Here is a 16,751-nt window from a genome sequence, read left to right on the forward strand (position 1 = left end):
ACCGCTTCGGCGCCGAACGGGCGCGGTCGCCCTCGGACATCGCGTGCAGGCGGAGGGTTTATCAGAACGCGGACGATTCCGTCTGGGTATGGAGTTCGTCGCGTCCGGGGTGGCGGCGACGCACGCTGGCGTCGACGCCGAGGACGAGGTCTGGGCGTCGCTGAAGGACGCGTTCGGAACTGGCACGGAGGGGGTGGCGTTCCGTCGGTACCCGGTCGTCGACGAGGCCGACGGTCGGTTCGACCGCGAGCTCGACGTCCTGGTCCTGTCGCGCGACCACGGCCTCGTCGTCCTCGAGGTGAAGGGGTTCACGAACGAGCAGATCGCTCGCATCGACGGCGAGCGCTGGAAGCTGTCGGGGACGCGTCAGGACGCCGCGGCGCCGTACACGCAGGTCCGCGAGCAGGGGTTCCGGTTGCTCTCGCACTTCACGAAGGAGCCGTCGTTGATGGACCGTCGGGCGAACTGTGTCGTCGCGATGCATCCCGTCGTCGTGCTCCCGAACGTGACCCGCGAGGAGTGGGTTGCTCGCGGGTTCGACGACCTGCCGGCGGCGCCGCGGGTCGTCACCGGCGACGAGTTGACGCCCGCGGCGCTCCGCGAGCGCTTCGACGCGCTCCCGGACACGGAGCGGCTCTCGGCGAGCGAGTACGCGGACGCGAGAGCGGTGCTCTCGGGCGGGCAACCGATCAGCGGCGAGCGGTTCCCCGGCGCGAGCGCGACCGAGGAGAGCGCGGATTCGGTCGAGGAGGGCGACGCCAGCCACGTCGACGTCGACGACGAACCGGTCGGGCCCTCCCGCGCGGACCTGTTCGCCGAGGTGGAGTCCGGACTGAAGCGCCTGGACGAGGCCCAGGAGCGGTTCGCCCTGCAGGTGCCCGACGGCCCGCAGCAGGTGCGGGGTATCGCGGGGTCCGGGAAGTCCATCGTGCTCGCGCAGAAGGCCGCGCAGATGCACGCTCGACACCCGGAGTGGCGCATCGTGTTGACGTTCCAGACGCGAGCGCTCTACGATGCGGCGCGCGACGCGGTCGAGCGGTACTACGCGTACTTCGCGGACGACGACGTGGACTGGTCGCGGCTCCAGGTGCTGCACGCGTGGGGCGGGAAGACGAGTCGCGGACTGTACTACGACGCGGCGCAGGCGGCGGGCGTCGCGCCGCGGACGCTCTCGGACGCGAAGACGGCGTTCGGGGACGCCGACGGTGGACTGCTCGCGAACTGCTGCGAGGAGGTCCTCGACGACGGCCAGCCACAGGAGCGCTACGACGCGATCCTCGTGGACGAAGCGCAGGACTTCGACCCTGGGTTCCTGCGGTTGTGTCACGCGGTCCTGAAGCCCCCGAAGCGATTGGTGTGGGCGTACGACGAGGCGCAGTCGCTCCAGACGCTCTCGGCGCCCAGTCCGACGACCGTGTTCGGCACCGACGACGCCGGGGACCCGGTCGTGAACCTCCGCGGGCAGTACGAGGGCGGCGTCCGGAAGTCGGTGGTGATGCGGAAGGCGTACCGGACGCCGCGCCCGGTGTTGTTGACCGCGCACGCGCTCGGGATGGGATTACTGCGCGAGGACGGTGCCGTGCAGGCGTTGACGACCCAGCGCGGCTGGGAGTCGCTCGGGTACGAGGTCGAACGCGGCGACTTCCGGCGGCACGGCGAGCCCGTGGAGGTGGTGCGGCCGGACGAGCACTCGCCGCACCCGCTGCGTAACCGCGAGGCGGCACGACCGTTCCTGTCGCTGTCGCGAGCGCACAGTCGCGCCGGCGAGGTCCAGCGCGTCGCGGACGCAGTCGAGCGGGACGTCGACGTGGAGGGCCTGGCGCCGGAGGCGGTGCTCGTCGTTCCGCTCGGTGGCTTCGGGGAGTCGCGTCGGTTCGGCGAACGCGTCCGAGATGCGCTCGCGGACCGTGGCGTCGACGCGAACCTCGTCTGGGAGGGCGACGTGGACACGTTCCGCGAGGACGGCGCGGTCACGGTCTCGCGCATCAACCGCGCGAAGGGCAACGAGGCGGCGTCCGTACACGTCGCGGGCGTCGACCGCGTCGCGGACAGTGGTCGACGCGCGGACCTCGTCACGCGACGGAACGAGCTGTTCGTCGCACTCACGCGAACGCAGGCGTGGGCGTCGCTTTCGGGCGTCGACGACCCGATATTCGAGGAGGTCGAGCGCGTCCAAGAACAGGCGACCGGGCCGTTCCCGGCGCTCGAGTTCCCCGCGCCGACGCCGGACGCGCTCGATAGACGCCTCGGCGACGAACCCACCACCGGCGACGGGGACGGCGAGGGTGACGGGGACGCCGGCGAGAACGCGACGCTCGACGAGTTCGAGTGGGTGGAACAGTAGGCACTTGCCGGACGGGCGTGAACCGGTTGCCATGACCGACGTCGGCGGCGAGTCGCCGGTGGAACCGGCCGACGCGTTCGGGGCGCTCGCGAGCGAGCATCGCGTCGCGGTCCTGCGCGCGTTCGCGGACGCCGAGCGCGACGGCGAACGGACGTTGTCGTTCACCGAGATATACGATGCGCTCGAGCTGGACAGCACGTCCCAGCTCTCCTATCACCTCGATCACCTGGAGGGAACGTTCCTGCGACGCTCGGCGGAGGGGTACGCGCTGAACCGGGCTGGTGAGGACGTGATGCGGGCGATACTGGCGGGTTCGTTCACGGAGACGCCGACGTTCGAACCGCTCGCGCTGTCCGGGGAGTGCCCGGGGTGTCCGGGGACGTCCCTGGAGGCGACGTACGAGGATGGACTGTTGACGGTTCGGTGCGTGGACTGCGGGACGCGCGTCGTGACGTACGACCTGCCGCCGGCGGCGGTCGTCGGGCGGAGCGAGCGGGAGGTCCTCGAGGCCTGCGACAGGCGTGTTCGGCACGAGTACGCGGTCTCGGTCGGTGGGACGTGCGCGAAGTGCGGTGGGCTGGCGTCGGTCGGCGTCGAGGAACGCGAGTCTCGCGGGCGGACCGATCCGTATGCGGTGGCGCGATGCGAGCGCTGCAACAACAGGGTGTTCGCGCCGGTGGCGGCGCACGTCCTGTTCCATCCGGCGGTCGTCGCGTTCTACTGGCGCCACGGCGTGGATTCGACCGCGATACCGTTCTGGGACATCGGGCGGTATCTGGACGCGTGGGACGTCGACGTGACGGGGTTGAAGGTGGGGGAGCCGTCGGTGTCGGTGCAGGTTCGTCACGCTGGCGAGTCGCTGGCGTTGTCGATGGACGCGGACCTGTCGGTGGACGTCGTCGCGTCGGCTGGCGCGGAGTGAGTCGTGACGTGGCGGGGTCGTGGCGGCGTCGAATGACGGGGTCGTGAGGCGGTGGGCTGCGTGGTGGGGTCGCGACGTCGTTCGGTTCTCAAGAATGTTTGAGTTATCACACCGACAAGTTATCACTTAATCAACAAGTTATTTCACCGGTCGGTGACGACGTCCCACTATGGAACGACCACCAGCAAGCAAGGACCGCCGCCCCCGGAGTCGGGGACGACGATGACCGCCATCGACGTCCAGAACCTGACGAAGCGCTACGGCGACGACGTCTACGCCGTCGACGACGTGTCCTTCCAGGTGCGAGAAGGCGAGGTGTTCGGGTTCCTCGGCCCGAACGGCGCCGGGAAGTCGACGACCATCGACGTCCTCATGGACTACGTGCGGCCGACCGCCGGCAGCGCGAGCGTCCTCGGGTACGACGCGCAAGCGTCGGCACCCGAGGTCCACGACCGCGTCGGCATCCTCCCCGATGGCTACAGCCTCTACGACCGACTCACCGGGCGCGAACACGTCGAGTTCGCGAACGACCTCAAGGGCGCCGACGAGGACCCCGACGCGCTGCTGGACCGCGTCGGCATCCTCGACGCCGCCGACCGCACGGCCGGCGGCTACTCGAAGGGGATGACCCAGCGCCTCGCGCTCGCCATGGCGCTCGTCGGCGACCCGGAGGTGCTCGTGCTCGACGAACCATCCAGCGGCCTCGACCCCGAGGGCATCAGGGACCTCCGGACCATCGCTCGCGACCACGCTGCCGACGGCGGCACCGTCTTCTTCTCCAGTCACGTGCTCTCGCAGGTCGAAGCGGTCTGCGACCGCGTCGGCATCCTCGACGACGGCCGGCTCGTCACCGTCGACACCATCGACGGCCTCCGCGACGCCGTCGGGACGGGCGCGACGGTCACCGTCACCGTCGACGCACCGCCACGCGACCTGGCGGTCGACGACGTTCCGGGGCTCGTCGACGTCACCGTCACCGACGACGCCGTCGTCGGGACGTGCGTCGAACCGACGGCGAAACTCGTGTTCATCGACCGCGTCCGCGACGCCGGCTGTACCGTCCTCGACGTCGGCATCGACGACCCGTCGCTCGAAGAGCTCTTCGCCGCGTACACGCATCGCGACGTCGGAGCGACGCGACGCGAGGTCGAAGCATGAACCGGCCGGTCGGCCTGGGTCGCGGGGTGCCAGGATGAGCTGGCGCGTCATCGCGCGACGCGAGTACCGCGACGCCGTCCACTCGAGCCTCGTCTGGGGCGTCGTCGCACTCGTCGCCGCGATGGTCGCGGTCACGTCGCTCGTCCCGCTCGTCGTCCCGCAGTTCGACGGGGACGTCCTCTCGGGACTGGGTGCGGCGACGGAGTTCGCCGCGATGCTCGTTCCGGTCGTCGCGCTCGTCGCAGCGTACCTCGCCATCGCCGGCGAGCGCGAATCCGGGAGCATCCGCGTCCTCCTCGGCCTGGAACCACGCCGGGGCACGGTCGTCCTCGGGAAGTTCGTCGGGCGCGCGGCCGTCGTCGCCGTCGGCCTCACCGTCGGGTTCGCGCTCGCAGCGGTCCCGACGGCGATCGCGTACGGCGGCCTCCCCGTCGTCGCGTTCGCCGGCATCGTCGCGCTGACGTGCGCGCTCGGCGTCGCGTTCGTCGGACTCGCGGTCGGCATCTCGGCGGCGGCCGCGACGCGCGGTCGAGCGATGACCCTCGGTATCGGCGCGTACCTCGCGCTCGCGCTCCTCTGGGACCTCGTCCCGCAGGGCGCCCATCTCGTCGCCGAAGGCGCCGCACCCGCCGGCAGCGTCCCCGGGTGGTTCGTCCTCCTGCAGGGATTGAGTCCATCGGGGGCGTACAGCGCCCTCGTTCAGGCCGCCGTCCACGCGACCGAACCGTCGTACCCGGGGATCGCCGGCGCGGTCGCCGGCAGCCCCCCGACGTACCTTCACTGGACGGTGTTCGTCGCCGTACTCGCGCTCTGGACGGCGCTCCCGCTCCTCGCGGGGTACGTGACGTTCTCGCGGAGCGACCTCGGGTGACGCGGAAGCATCACGGAGCCGACTCACGCGGCGTCCGGGTGCGAGTCGCGGACGGCGGAACCCGCGTCAGAGGCGGTCTCGGAGGAGCGGGACGTAGTCGTCGAGGTCGAGCGCGAAGTCGGTCGCGGCGTCGACGGGCACCCACGAGTACGTGAACTCGGCGCCGACCTCCTCGCCGGTGCCGGTGACGGTGTGCGTCCACCCATCGCGTTGTTCGTCGACGGAGACGTGGTAGAAGTGCCGGACGTAGTACCGCGGCGGGTGGTGGCGACGCATCCAGACGTCCGACGCCAGCGGCGTGAGCGGGCCGCACGGACGCAGGCCGCTCTCCTCGCGGACCTCGCGCCGGAGTGCGTGTTCGAGCGGTTCGTCGCCCTCGACGGTTCCCTTCGGAACCTGTGGCCCGTCGTGGCCGGGGCCCTCGAAGACCAGGAGCTCCTCGCCGTTCCGGGTGACGTACGCGCAGACCTTCCGCGAGGAGGTCGCGGCGTCGGGATGCGCGGTCGCCGTTCCCGACGGGACCGTCGGCCGCGGCGGCTGGGCGTCGGCCTCGCTCGCCCCTACCGGTGGACGCGTCGGGTTCTCGGTCGAACCAAGCTGGTGGGCCGGCGAGCGGTTCGATTCGAGCGTCGCGTCGTCGAAGGGGGCGGGACTGGGCGCCGGGAGGGATGGGTCGCGTTGTGACATTGTGGTTCGGATGGTGGTCGCTGTGGTTCGGATGGCGGTCGCAGCAGTGGTCGAGCGCCGCCGACCCGGTTCGCGCGGGCGTCGGCGGCTGGATCGGGGCGTTCGGGGTGCGCAAGCGGCTCGTCGGTCGCCCGTCGTCGGGTGCGACGAGGGCGTTCGTCGAACGCCGGTCTGCACGTGACAAACACAGACCGATACTTAGTAGTGATGACCATATATCTCCATACACCTAGTATACTCCTCAGCATTGTCCCGGTACACGGCCCATAATCCAGACGCACGTCGAGAATCAATCGATAGAAGTGGGCGTTCGTCTCTGGCGTGTCTGGTGGTGGACGTCCACGTGATCGGAGGTCGTCTTCGAGCCCAAATCCACCGAGTCGGGACCACCAGGGTCGGAACCACGGGGGTCTGGACCCTCGGGTCGGAGCCACCCGTGTCGTGAGTCGGTGACGGGTTGCGGTGCCGCGACGCCAACAACTATGAACGGCGGGTTCGTGGGCCGCTAGCATGGACTTCGGATTGGACGACCGGACGGCGCTCGTGACGGGTGGGGCCGGCCGGCTCGGGAGCGAAGACTGCAAGCACCTCGCCCGAGAGGGCGCGGACGTCGTCGTGCTCGACGTCGACCGCGACGGCGCGGAGCGAGTCGTCGAGGAGATCGCCGAGGACCCCGACGCGTCGGGTGAGGGTATCGCGGTCGAGTGCGACCTCACGGACCGCGAGGACGTCGCGGCGACCATCGAGGCGGTCGAGGAAGAGACCGGCGGCATCGACATCCTCGTGAACAACGCGGGGTTCGTGGACGCCGTCGCGAAGCTCGAGGACTTCGACGACGACCTCTGGGACCGCGACGTCGAACTGAACCTCACTGGCGCGTACAACGTCACGAAGGAGGTCTATCCGGGGATGAAGGAGCGCGGGTGGGGGCGTATCGTGACGATGGCGAGCATCGCTGGCTGGCGCGGGAGCTTCGCGCAGATATCGTACTCGGCGACGAAGTCGGGTCTCATCGGGTTCGGGAAGACGCTCGCGCTCGAGGGCGCGAAGTACGGCGTGACGTCGAACGTCCTGACGCCGAACATCGTCATCGAGGACCTCGCGGAGATGGAACCCGAGCAACTGGAGGCGTTCAACCCGCAGTTCGAGCGCATCCGGCAGGCGACGCCGATGAAGGAACTCGGGCGCGAGGACGACGTCGCGCCGCTCGTGTGCTACCTCGCGAGCGAGCAGGCGCGCTACGTGACCGGGCAGGTCATCGGCGTGACCGGTGGTGCGGACCTCTTCTCGTACTGAACGCACCCTGGACGCGTCCAGAACGCGTCCACCGGCGTTCTCGAATGTGCGCCGGCAAGCGGTGCCGGTTACTGCGGACACGGTGGGGTCGCTGATGTTCGTGTGAGTGAACGAGACCGCCGCCTGGAGGGCGTTGAAGCAAGATTACGGCGGACGACGTGGTGTGGAGAACTCCGTTGTGCGGTGAGCGCGAGCGCTATCAGTTCCGACGGGCGACCCCGAGCGCGACGGCCAGCACCGCGAACGCGGCGAGCGCCGGCCCGAACCCGGGAATCGAGTCCACGACCGACCCCGGGCCAGTCGTCGACCCAGCGTCGTCCGATCCGCTCGACGTAGCGGTCGTCGTGCGCGTCGTGGACGCCACCGTGGGCTCTGCACCGATGGGCGACGAACCGTCGGTCGTTATCGACGGGGTCGTCGTGGTCGTCGTGGTCGTTTCCGCCGGGCGCGAGTCGTCGGTCGGGTACGGGTCCTCGGTGTCGTCGAGCCCGCCGTCGTCCGTGTCCGCGTCGAACGGGTTCGTCCGCACCTCCTCGCCGTTGGGGACGCCGTCGTCGTCGGAATCCATCGAGTCGTTCAGGACGAACGCGTCCGGGTTCGACGGAACCGATGGCGTCTCGCCGCCCGCGACGTACCGGTCGAGCCAGTCCCGCATCGACTCGTCGTTCGTCGTCGCGACGACCGCCGCCGAGAAGTTCTCGTAGGTCTCGAGGTCGCCGTAGGGGTCGTCGTCGCTGAACCGGTACGCGAGGACGTCCTCGAGCGAGCGGACGCCGCCCGTCCGCGCGGCGATCTCGGCGTCGAGCGCGGCGAGGACGAGCGCTCCCTTCTCGTAGGGGACGAGTTCGTCGCGCCACGTCGACGCGTCCGCGAGCGTCGCGTCCCTGAACGCGTCCTGCTCGACGGTCAGCGCCTCGCGGAACTCGCTCCAGGACCCGGCGCCGGTGTTCGTCGCGAGGACGTGCCCGTAGTACTCCGCGGTCGCCTCCGTCAACCAGCGGGACGTGTCGCCCCCGAACGTCCCCATCCGGGTGTGAACGAACTCGTGGGCGGCCGTGTTCTCGACGCCGTCGAGCGTCGAGTACTCGTCCTGTACCCAGAAGCTGTACCGCGTGGACGTCCCGAGTGCGGCGTCGTCGTCGACGCTGGCCGTCGGGAGCACGAACAGGCCGCTGGCGTCGTACTCGAACCCGGGTTCGAGTTCGCGGATGCCGACGCGGTACAGCGAGACGTACGCGTCCGCGGTCGCTCCCGGGCGTGCGGTCGGCGCGACGACCACGGTGAGGTTCAAGTCCCCGATGGTTCGGGCGGTCGTCGACCTCGCGCCGTCGAGCGCGTACGAGCCGCTCGCGTGACCTGGACCCGCGGTTCGCCCTTCGGTCTCGAAGCTCGGGGGAGTTCCGCGATACCGCCAGGAGACGTAGGTGTTCGGGAGGGAGACGAACGCCCAGTCGTCGCCCTCGACGCCGAGCGCGGTCTGCGAGTAGGTCTCGGCGACGTCGTACGTGAACGAGAGCGTCGGCGCGGTCGTCCGTTCGTCCCACGCGAACGACCCGTCGGATTGGCGGTCGAATCCGGTCGCGGCGGCGAGGGTCACCGCGTCGCGCTCGAGGAGCGTGGACTCCGTGGTGAACGAGACCACGTTGTCGGGGAGGGCGTACGTGAGGTCGACGCGGACGGACCCGGGTCTGTCGGGCGTCCGGTTCACGGTGATACGTTCGACGATCACCGGATCGTCGCTGCTGCTGCCGGCGGCGTCGAACTGGACGTCGTCGTTCTTTGCTGGGGCAGCACTCGAAATCGAGTTCCCGGACGTCGTCGCGTCTACGAGGCTCGGCGCGTCGGCGGGAACGGTCGCGTCTACGAGCGTCGCCGTGTGGGCGGCTGCTGGCGCGGCCTCGGAGGCTGGTGTCGGCGTGGCCGCTCCGGTGACGCTCGCGGCGGGGAGGACGAGGAGGAGCGCGACCAGGAGGACGAGGGTACTTCGCACGGACAGGGGTTGCTCGGCGGGCGAGTTAACGATGCTGGCTGGTGTCGTGTGGGGAGTTCCGGCGGGAACGCACGCTCAGAGTTCGTCGACGAGCGCGCGGAGGTTCGCGACGCGCTCGTGCGTCGGCGGGTGCGAGCGCGTCTCGACGGTGAACGTGTCCTCGTCCGTGCTGGCGTCCGTGTCGTCGAGTCCGTACGGGAGGAAGCAGAGGCCGTCGACGCCCGTGTAGTGCGTTCTCGCGTCGGTGTCTGGGAGTTCGAACCCGCGGTCGCTGAGCTTCTGGAGGGCGGTGACGAGTGCGCTCGGGTCACCGACGAGGACCGCGCCGGCGCGGTCGGCGACGAACTCGCGGCTCTCGGAGAGCCGCCGGGAGAGGAGGACGACCGGTGCGGTGAGGACGCCGAGGAGGATGCCGCCGCCGAGGACGCTGATGGCGACGAGCGTGACGAAGCCGACGACGGAGGACCCCGAGAAGAGGGCGCCGGGGAGCGAGGCGGACGCGAGCAGGTAGAGGACGAACGTGAGGACGAACCAGACGAGGAGGTTCGCGCTGCCGTCGACGTTCAGTATCTTGCGGTCGTCGCTGACGAGCGCGGGGAGGAAGCTCGCGAGCGTCATGACGGTCGCGTCGCGGTTCTTGACGTGCGCGAGTTCGTGGGCGAGCACGGCGTCGAGTTCGTCGTCCGAGAGCGCGTCGCGGAGGCCTTCGGAGACGACGACGGTGGCGTTCGTGACGCCGCCGACGGCGAAGCTGTTCGGGACGTCGCTGTCGACGACCGCGAGGTCGGGCGGTCGCATGTCCGCTTGCTTGCAGAGGCGCACGAATCTCGCGTGGAGGTCGGGGTGCGTTTCGCTGGTCGCGTCGCTCGCTGGGACGTCGGCGAGGAGTTCCTGGCGTGTGAATCGGAGTTGCGCCCACACGAACAGTGCGAGGACGGGGAGGAAGACGACGAGCCATCGGGCGACCGGGGCGGCGGTCGTGCCGACGACGGCGGCGATGGGGTCGTGGACGAACGTCAACCAGGGGTACGCGAGGAGTGCGAACACGCCAACGACGACCGCGTCGATGGCGAGTATCAGGGCGAGCGTGAGGAGGATGTCCCGCATGAGTTTCCTGTCGCGTTCCATGCCGTACCTCGTGGAAATGAAGTTGCACACCAAAAGAGTTTCCGTCCTGACACGCTCGGCGCGAGGGGTTTCGTTCCCGCCGAACACGTATCAAAGGTAATATATTTAACCGTTCGTGCGTAGGCCAAGATGTGGACCACGACCTGTACCGAGCGACACTCGCCATCGCGTGCGTGTTCGCTGTCGTCCTCGGAGCCAGCCTGTTCCCCGCCACCGGCTTCGGCACGAACCCCGTGCCCGCCGGCGCCGTCGCGAACGGGAGCGGGCAGGGCCCCGGCGACCAGGGGACCGCCACCGTCGACGAGACGACGACCGACGAGTCGACGAGCACGTCGTCGAGGACCGACGCGACCACGTCCGCGGACGAGTCGACGACGACCACCGGCGGCACCGACTCGGGCGGGTCAGACGGATCGACCGAGACCGAGACGACCACGACCACCCCGACGACCACGACCGAGGTTCCCGGGAGCGACGCCGCCGCCGACGGCGGCCTCCAGGGCGCCCTGCTCGCATCCGTCACCATCTTCTTCGGTGCCGGCGCGACCGTCCTCCTCGCCAGCGTCGGTCTGGGCCGGCATCATCGACGCCGGTACCCGGACGAATGGGACCTCCCGTCGGCCCCGCATCTCCGCGTCGTCGAGTACCTTCGACGCATCCCGCAGACGTCCCTGTCGTTCGTGATGTTCGCCGGGTCGAACGCACCCGGCATCCTCGACGGACTCGCGGACAGCATCGGGAACGCCACGTCCGGCGTCGGCGCATTGACGAGCGGTATCGGGACGCTCGGCGCGAGCCTCGGTCGCAGCCTCGCGACCATCCCCGGGGGCGTCCTGAAGGGCATCGGGAGCCTCGGTCGCGGCCTCGGGTCGATAACGCTCGGGTTCGGTGCACTCTCGTCGATCGGTTCGGGGAGCTTCCTCGGCCGGAGCGACGACCGACCCGACGAGGACCCCCGCGGCGGTGCGGGCACGACGCCCGACGCGGCGCCCGACCCGGAACCGCCGGACCCGCCCGCGTCGGTTCGCGAAGCGTTCGACCGACTCCAGGAGGACCTCGGCGTCTCCGGTGAGGACGGCGAGACGCCCGGCGAGATCGCTCGCAGCGCCATCGACCGCGGCCTCCCCACGGACGCGATCCGGTCGCTGACGACCGCGTTCCGCGACGTCCGGTACGGCGGCCGTCCCGACGAAGGCGAACGCGTGAGCGTCGCACGCGACGCCTACGAGCGCGTTCGTCGAGCACTGGAGGGTGAGTCGTCGTGAGCCGACCGTCGTCCCTCCGGAAGGATGGGAACGAGAGTGTACTTCGACCGGTCGTCGGGACGGTCGCGGGCGCCGCGCTCGTCCTCGGACTGGTCGCCGCGCTGGTGCCCGGTATCGGGGACGTCGTCGCGAGCACCGTCGGCGTCGTCGTCGGCAGCCCCGTGCTCGTCGTCCTCGTCGCGTTCGGCGGCGGTGCGTACGCCCTCGTCCAGCTCTACCGGACTGGCGTCGACGAACCGGAACCGAACCCGCTCGTGGGACTCGACCCCGAGCGCGCACACTACGACGAGAACGCCATCTCCGGGGAGGACATCGATAAGTCCGTCGAGGCCGTCGGCGGGGAACTCCCCGAGTCCAGCGCGAGGGACTGGTGGACGTACCGGGAGCGGAACGACGTGCAGTCGTCGCTCGAAAGGGTGGCGACGCGCGTCCTCGCGAGCGAGCACGACGTCAGTGCGGACGCGGCGGCGGAGCTCGTGGAGACGGGCGAGTGGACGGACGACCCGCGAGCGAGCGCGTTCCTCGGCACGGACACGCCTGACCTCCCGCTCAAGCTCCAGTTCCTCGACTGGTTGAGCGGCGAGGCGTACCAGCGTCGCGTCGAGGCGACCGTCGACGCGATCGCTCGGCACGCGGGCGTCGCGACCGGCGAGGACGCCGCCGACGATCCCGGGCGGACGGCGACCGGGTCGGCGCTCCCCGTGCATACCGCCTCGGAGACCGAACGCATCAGAGCCGCCGCCGCCGAACTCGCACCGGACGCATCCTCGACGGGCGACGACGGCACCACGTCGATGGCGGACGTCCGACTCGACGCGTCCGCTGAAACGACCGACGAGCCCGCTGGAACGACCGACGAGCCCGCTGGATCGACCGACGAGCCCGCTGGAACGACCGACGAGCCCGCTGGAACGACCGACGAGCCCGCTGGATCGACCGACGAGTCCACGCTGGCGGCAACGACGGATACTTCGGCGGACGGGACGGGTTCGACTACTGGAGCGGACGCCGCGGACGACGGGGCGTCGACGAGGGAAGATGCGAACGCCGAGCTCGCCGCGGAGCGCGGAGGTGAGGACTGATGAACGAAGTGATACTGAACGACCGCTGGCAGGTTGGGTTGCTCGTCGCGCTCGTCGCAGGCGCGCTCGGCATCGTCGGGAACAACACCGTGCTGTTCATGGCTGCGGTGGTAGGCCTCACGTACGCCGCGTACGGGTTCGCGACGTCCCCGAACGATCCATCGTTCGCGGTGTCGCGGACGCTCTCGGACGACACGCCGACCGCGGGACAGGACGTCGAGGTGACGGTGACGGTACGGAACGCGAGCCACTCGCTCGTCCCGGACGTGCGGGTCGTCGACGGCGTCCCGGACCGCATCGGCGTCGTCGAGGGATCGCCGCGGCACGCGGCGACGCTGCAGGCGGGCGAGTCGACGACGTACTCGTACGTCGTGCGAGCGCGTCGCGGCCGCCACGAGTTCGACGACGCGACGCTCGTCGCGCGGAACGTCAGCGGCGACGCGGAGGCGCGGTCGACGGCAGCGGCCGAGACGACGCTCTCGGTGAGCGCGGACGTCGGTAACGTCCCGCTCGCCCAGCAGACCATCCCGCAGACGGGGATGGTGCCGACGGACGTCGGCGGCGAGGGCGTGGAGTTCTACCAGTCCAGGGACTACCACCACAGCGACCCGATGAATCGCGTGGACTGGAAGCGGTACGCGCGGACGCGAGAGCTGACGACCGTCGAGTTCCGCGAGGAACGTGCGGCGAACGTCGTCGTGGTCGTCGACGTCCGGGACGAGTGCCGGGTTGCTCGACGGGAGGACGAACCGGACGCGGTGACGCTCTCGAAGTTCGCGGCCGCACGCCTCGTCTCGCACCTCCTCGACGAAGGGAACCAGGTCGGGTTGGCGTTCTACGGCTACGACAGCGAGTACGTGCCGCCGGGCGTCGGCGACGGGCACGCCGTCCGCATCCGGAACGCCCTGGACGCGAGCACGGAGTCGTCGTTCCCGGTCGTGACCGACGGCGGGTTCCGGACGTACGACGACGACCGGCGCGTCGACTGGCTGCGTCGACGCCTCCCCGACGGCGCGCAGGTGATGTTCGTGTCCGCGGTGCCCGACGACGAGCCCGCGGAGACCGCACGCCGCCTGCAGGCGTCGGGCCACCAGGTCCGGATGCTCGCGCCCGACGTGACGAGCACGGAGACGCCGGGGTCGACGGTCGACCGCATCCAGTGGCTCGAACGCATCGGGAAGGTCCGCGAAGCCGGCGTGAAGGTGGTGGCGTGGTCGCCCGACGAACCGTTACGGTCGGCGTTCGACCGCGCGCGCCGGAGGTGGTCGAAGTGACGGACGCGTACACGTTCGACGGGTCGCGGACGGCGTTCGGGTCGAAGACCGCGGTCGTCATCGCGGCGGTCGCGGCGACGCTCCTCGGCGTGAGTGCGGGGTACGCGCTCCAGACGCTGCTCGGCGTGGTCGGCGGGGTCGCGTTCGGGTACGCGGCGCGGGACGTCGCACAGGAGGAGCTTCGCGCTCGCATCCGCGGGAGTTCGCTGCTCATGGTCGCGTCCGTGTTCGTGGTCGCGGCGCTCGCGCTCGAGAAGGCGAACGCGGTCGACGCGGTCCTCGTCGGCGCGATCGCGGCGACGATGGGCGTGACGACGCTCGCCGCGCTCATGGACCCCGACGAGGCGGTGCGACCGGTGTTCTCGGCGCTCAGTCGGTCGTTCCTCGCGACGATAGCCGGGACGCTCCTCGCTGGCGCGCTGTACGCGAACCTCTTCTCGAACCTCGCTCTCGGGTCGTGGACGCTGTTCGCGCTCGTGCTCGCGAGCACCCCGATGGCCGGGTTCGTCGCCCTCCAGTTCGAGTTCGTCCTCATCGGGCTCCTCGCGGGCCGTGCCGGGCGGGCCGCGGCGACGCTCGAACCGTCCGGGAACCCCGAGGACGTCGACGTCGTCGGCGTCCGGGACGTTCCCGCTGGCCTCTGGGTCCTGCTCGGTATCCAGGTCGTCCTCCTCGCGTTCCCCGGCGGGTCCGGGCCGTTCGAGTACCTGCTCGCGGTCGCCGGTCCGGCCGGCGCCATCGCGGCCGCGGTGCTCTCGAACCTCTACGTCCACGCGGCGCTCCTCGTGGTGCTCGCGGTACTCGTCGTGCTCCCGGTGGTCGCGGCCGTCCGTCGGTCAGCGGTCGCGGTGTTCGGGAATCGTGCGCCGAAGACGCTCGCGTTCGCGACCGGCGGCGTCGCGCTGTCGGTCGTCGTCGTCCTCGTCTCGAGCATCCCCGGGTTCGACGGGTTCGTGACGTGGCTGGCTGGCAGTGACAGCGCGGTGACCGCCGTCGTCGACCTCTACGGGTTCGGGCCGGGCGTCCTCGGCGGCGTCTCCGGCGTGCTCGTCGTGATGGGTATCGGGTTGTTCTTCTACATGGCGGCGTTCGCGCTGCCGTTCGTCCCCGAGCACGCGAGCGGGTTCGTGTTCGGTGCGGCGATGCTGTTCGTCGCGGCGGTCGCGGGCGCGTTCGCTGGCGCACCTGCACCGGCGGTGTTCGTGACGATGGCGGCCGCGATCGCGGTCTGGGACGTCGGCGAGTACGCCGTCGAGTTCGGCGCGGAGGTCGGACGGGCGGCGTCGACGCGGTCGGTCGAAGCCGTGCACGTCATCGCGACCGTCGCCGTCGGGCTGGCGGCGGTCCTGGTCGCGTCGCTCGCGACGCACTTCTTCGTGCCCCTCATGACGGCCGTTCCCCAGGACCGCGCGATGACGGCGCTCGCGCTCCTCACGGTGGCGCTCGTCGGGTTCGCGTACCTCGCGGACACCGGGAGCGACGGCGCGGACGGATCGTAGCGCGGGCGCCGAGGTCGTCTCCTAGCGCAGTTCGGCCGGTGACGTCGTCTAGTAGAGGAGTGCGGCGTCGTTCTCGACCGCGTACACGGTTCTGGCGGCGACGTTCTCCCCGTGGTCGCCGACGCGTTCCAGGTCGCGGACGGTCAGGAGGTACGAGGAGACGTCGGTCATGGACGGGCCGCCGGACCCGACGAGTTCCCGGAAGAGCGCTTCGGTGCGGGCCTCGCATGCGGCGTCGAGTTCGTCGTCGCGTGCGGCGACCTCGCGAGCCGTGTCGGCGTCCCGGTCGAGGTACGCGTGCACGGCGTCCTCGACGATGTCGGCGGCGAGCTCGGCGACGTCGTCGAGGTCGTCGCCGAGGGTCGGCGCCCAGTCCTCGACGAGTGCGCGTTTCGCGATCTTCACCGCGAGGTCGCCGACCCGTTCCAGGTCCGTGGCGACCTTGAACGTCGCGACGACGAACCGGAGGTCGGTCGCGACCGGGTGGTGGCGCGCGATGAGGTTGATGCAGTCCCGTTCGACCTCGCGGTGGAGGGCGTCGAGGGCTTCGTCGCCGTCGACGACGGTGCGCGCGAGCGCGCCGTCGGCGCTCCGGTACGCGGCGAGCGCGAGGTCGAGCTGTTCGCGCGCCACCTCGCTCATCGTGCGGACGCTCGCGTGGAGGTCCTCGATGCGGCCGTCGACCGCCATCAGCCGAACTTGCCGGTGATGTAGTCCTCGACGCGCTGGCTCTCGGGGTTCTCGAAGATCTTGTCGGTGTCGTCGTACTCGACGAGTTCGCCACCGGTGAGGAATACGGCGGTCTGGTCCGAGATGCGCGCCGCTTGCTGCATGTTGTGCGTGACGATGACGACGGTGTAGTCCTCACTGAGTTCGTCGACGAGGTCCTCGATCTTCGAGGTGGCGATGGGGTCGAGCGCACTCGCGGGCTCGTCCATCAGGATGACCTCCGGGTCGACCGCCAGCGCGCGAGCGATGCAGAGGCGCTGCTGTTGGCCGCCCGAGAGGCCGAGGGCGTTGTCGTCGAGGCGGTCCTTGACCTCGTCCCAGAGCGCCGCCTGCCTGAGCGCTCGCTCGACGAGCTCGAGCTCCTCCTCGGTGTCGTCCCGGCCGAACAGGCGCGCCAGAAGGCCCGTGTCCAGGTCGCCGTGCTTGCGGGGCCCATACGAGATGTTCTCCTTGATGGACTTCGGGAACGGGTTCGGGGCCTGGAACACCATCCCGATGCGCTTCCG

Annotated in this window: 13 protein-coding genes and 1 pseudogene; 9 read left to right on the forward strand and 5 right to left on the reverse strand. The window is 70.3% G+C overall.

Features of this window, described 5'->3' with window-relative positions; translation table 11 throughout:
- Positions 1 to 88 precede the first annotated feature (88 nt).
- The 4 genes from LI336_RS11070 to LI336_RS11085 all read left to right on the forward strand — a co-directional run bounded on the left by LI336_RS11070 (position 89) and on the right by LI336_RS11085 (position 5,295).
- Complete coding sequence (locus LI336_RS11070) at positions 89 to 2,344, forward strand: nuclease-related domain-containing DEAD/DEAH box helicase (protein WP_227133190.1); 2,256 nt, start codon at positions 89 to 91, stop codon at positions 2,342 to 2,344.
- 31 nt (positions 2,345 to 2,375) lie between these two features.
- On the forward strand, positions 2,376 to 3,266 hold the full coding sequence (locus LI336_RS11075) for an ArsR/SmtB family transcription factor (protein ID WP_227133191.1): 891 nt from the start codon (positions 2,376 to 2,378) through the stop codon (positions 3,264 to 3,266).
- A gap of 222 nt (positions 3,267 to 3,488) precedes the next feature.
- Entirely contained in the window at positions 3,489 to 4,424 is a 936-nt protein-coding gene (locus LI336_RS11080; protein WP_227133214.1) for an ABC transporter ATP-binding protein, read from the forward strand.
- A gap of 34 nt (positions 4,425 to 4,458) precedes the next feature.
- The gene (locus LI336_RS11085; protein WP_227133192.1) at positions 4,459 to 5,295 is read left to right on the forward strand and encodes an ABC transporter permease subunit; all 837 of its coding nucleotides are present in this window, start codon (positions 4,459 to 4,461) and stop codon (positions 5,293 to 5,295) included.
- Positions 5,296 to 5,361: 66 nt separating this feature from the next.
- Here the strand turns inward: LI336_RS11085 and LI336_RS20405 are convergent.
- Positions 5,362 to 5,790, reverse strand: a pseudogene (locus LI336_RS20405) (NUDIX hydrolase); the annotation flags it as partial.
- 702 nt (positions 5,791 to 6,492) lie between these two features.
- On the opposite strand from LI336_RS20405, the gene LI336_RS11095 reads away from it, so the two are divergent.
- A complete protein-coding gene (locus tag LI336_RS11095; protein WP_227133194.1) occupies positions 6,493 to 7,278 on the forward strand; it encodes an SDR family NAD(P)-dependent oxidoreductase in 786 nt (261 codons plus the stop codon).
- Between the two features lie 199 nt (positions 7,279 to 7,477).
- Here the strand turns inward: LI336_RS11095 and LI336_RS11100 are convergent, their stop codons facing one another.
- Entirely contained in the window at positions 7,478 to 9,268 is a 1,791-nt protein-coding gene (locus LI336_RS11100) for a M61 metallopeptidase family protein (protein WP_227133195.1), read from the reverse strand.
- Between the two features lie 75 nt (positions 9,269 to 9,343).
- Positions 9,344 to 10,396 carry a M48 family metalloprotease gene (locus tag LI336_RS11105; protein WP_227133196.1) on the reverse strand — a complete coding sequence of 351 codons (1,053 nt, stop codon included), beginning with the start codon at positions 10,394 to 10,396 and terminating at the stop codon, positions 9,344 to 9,346.
- A gap of 131 nt (positions 10,397 to 10,527) precedes the next feature.
- Here LI336_RS11105 and LI336_RS20410 point away from each other — a divergent pair, with 131 nt between their 5' ends.
- From LI336_RS20410 to LI336_RS11125, 4 genes are read left to right on the forward strand one after another with little or no spacing between them, the layout of a single operon-like run.
- A complete protein-coding gene (locus LI336_RS20410; RefSeq protein ID WP_227133197.1) occupies positions 10,528 to 11,661 on the forward strand; it encodes a DUF4129 domain-containing protein in 1,134 nt (377 codons plus the stop codon).
- Positions 11,658 to 12,743 (forward strand): DUF7269 family protein, encoded by a 1,086-nt coding sequence (locus tag LI336_RS11115; protein ID WP_227133198.1) that lies wholly within the window; start codon positions 11,658 to 11,660, stop codon positions 12,741 to 12,743. The genes LI336_RS20410 and LI336_RS11115 overlap by 4 nt, the downstream gene beginning before the upstream one ends.
- The gene (locus tag LI336_RS11120) at positions 12,743 to 14,017 is read left to right on the forward strand and encodes a DUF58 domain-containing protein (RefSeq protein ID WP_227133199.1); all 1,275 of its coding nucleotides are present in this window, start codon (positions 12,743 to 12,745) and stop codon (positions 14,015 to 14,017) included. Before LI336_RS11115 ends, LI336_RS11120 begins: the two co-directional genes overlap by 1 nt.
- Positions 14,005 to 15,516, forward strand: coding sequence for a DUF7519 family protein (locus LI336_RS11125; RefSeq protein ID WP_227133200.1), 1,512 nt, complete (start codon positions 14,005 to 14,007; stop codon positions 15,514 to 15,516). Before LI336_RS11120 ends, LI336_RS11125 begins: the two co-directional genes overlap by 13 nt.
- A 48-nt stretch (positions 15,517 to 15,564) precedes the next feature.
- Here the strand turns inward: LI336_RS11125 and phoU are convergent, their stop codons facing one another.
- Together phoU and LI336_RS11135 are read right to left on the reverse strand one after the other, a co-directional pair.
- Positions 15,565 to 16,206, reverse strand: a complete 642-nt coding sequence (gene phoU / locus LI336_RS11130; protein ID WP_227133201.1) for a phosphate signaling complex protein PhoU — start codon at positions 16,204 to 16,206, stop codon at positions 15,565 to 15,567.
- Positions 16,206 to 16,751 (reverse strand): phosphate ABC transporter ATP-binding protein (locus LI336_RS11135; protein WP_227133202.1); only part of this gene is annotated, 546 nt, incomplete at its 5' end. The genes LI336_RS11135 and phoU, both read right to left, overlap by 1 nt.

This window comes from Halorubellus salinus (assembly GCF_020567525.1).
GTDB lineage: Archaea > Halobacteriota > Halobacteria > Halobacteriales > Natrialbaceae > Halorubellus > Halorubellus salinus.

Excerpts from the sequence above, each read along its gene's own strand:
- LI336_RS11070 (WP_227133190.1), top strand. The coding sequence starts at position 89 with ATGGAGTTCGTCGCGTCCGGGGTGGCGGCGACGCACGCTGGCGTCGAC.
- LI336_RS11075 (WP_227133191.1), top strand. The coding sequence starts at position 2,376 with ATGACCGACGTCGGCGGCGAGTCGCCGGTGGAACCGGCCGACGCGTTC.
- LI336_RS11080 (WP_227133214.1), top strand. The coding sequence starts at position 3,489 with ATGACCGCCATCGACGTCCAGAACCTGACGAAGCGCTACGGCGACGAC.
- LI336_RS11085 (WP_227133192.1), top strand. The coding sequence starts at position 4,459 with ATGAGCTGGCGCGTCATCGCGCGACGCGAGTACCGCGACGCCGTCCAC.
- LI336_RS11095 (WP_227133194.1), top strand. The coding sequence starts at position 6,493 with ATGGACTTCGGATTGGACGACCGGACGGCGCTCGTGACGGGTGGGGCC.
- LI336_RS11105 (WP_227133196.1), bottom strand. The coding sequence starts at position 10,396 with ATGGAACGCGACAGGAAACTCATGCGGGACATCCTCCTCACGCTCGCC.
- LI336_RS11120 (WP_227133199.1), top strand. The coding sequence starts at position 12,743 with ATGAACGAAGTGATACTGAACGACCGCTGGCAGGTTGGGTTGCTCGTC.
- phoU (WP_227133201.1), bottom strand. The coding sequence starts at position 16,206 with ATGGCGGTCGACGGCCGCATCGAGGACCTCCACGCGAGCGTCCGCACG.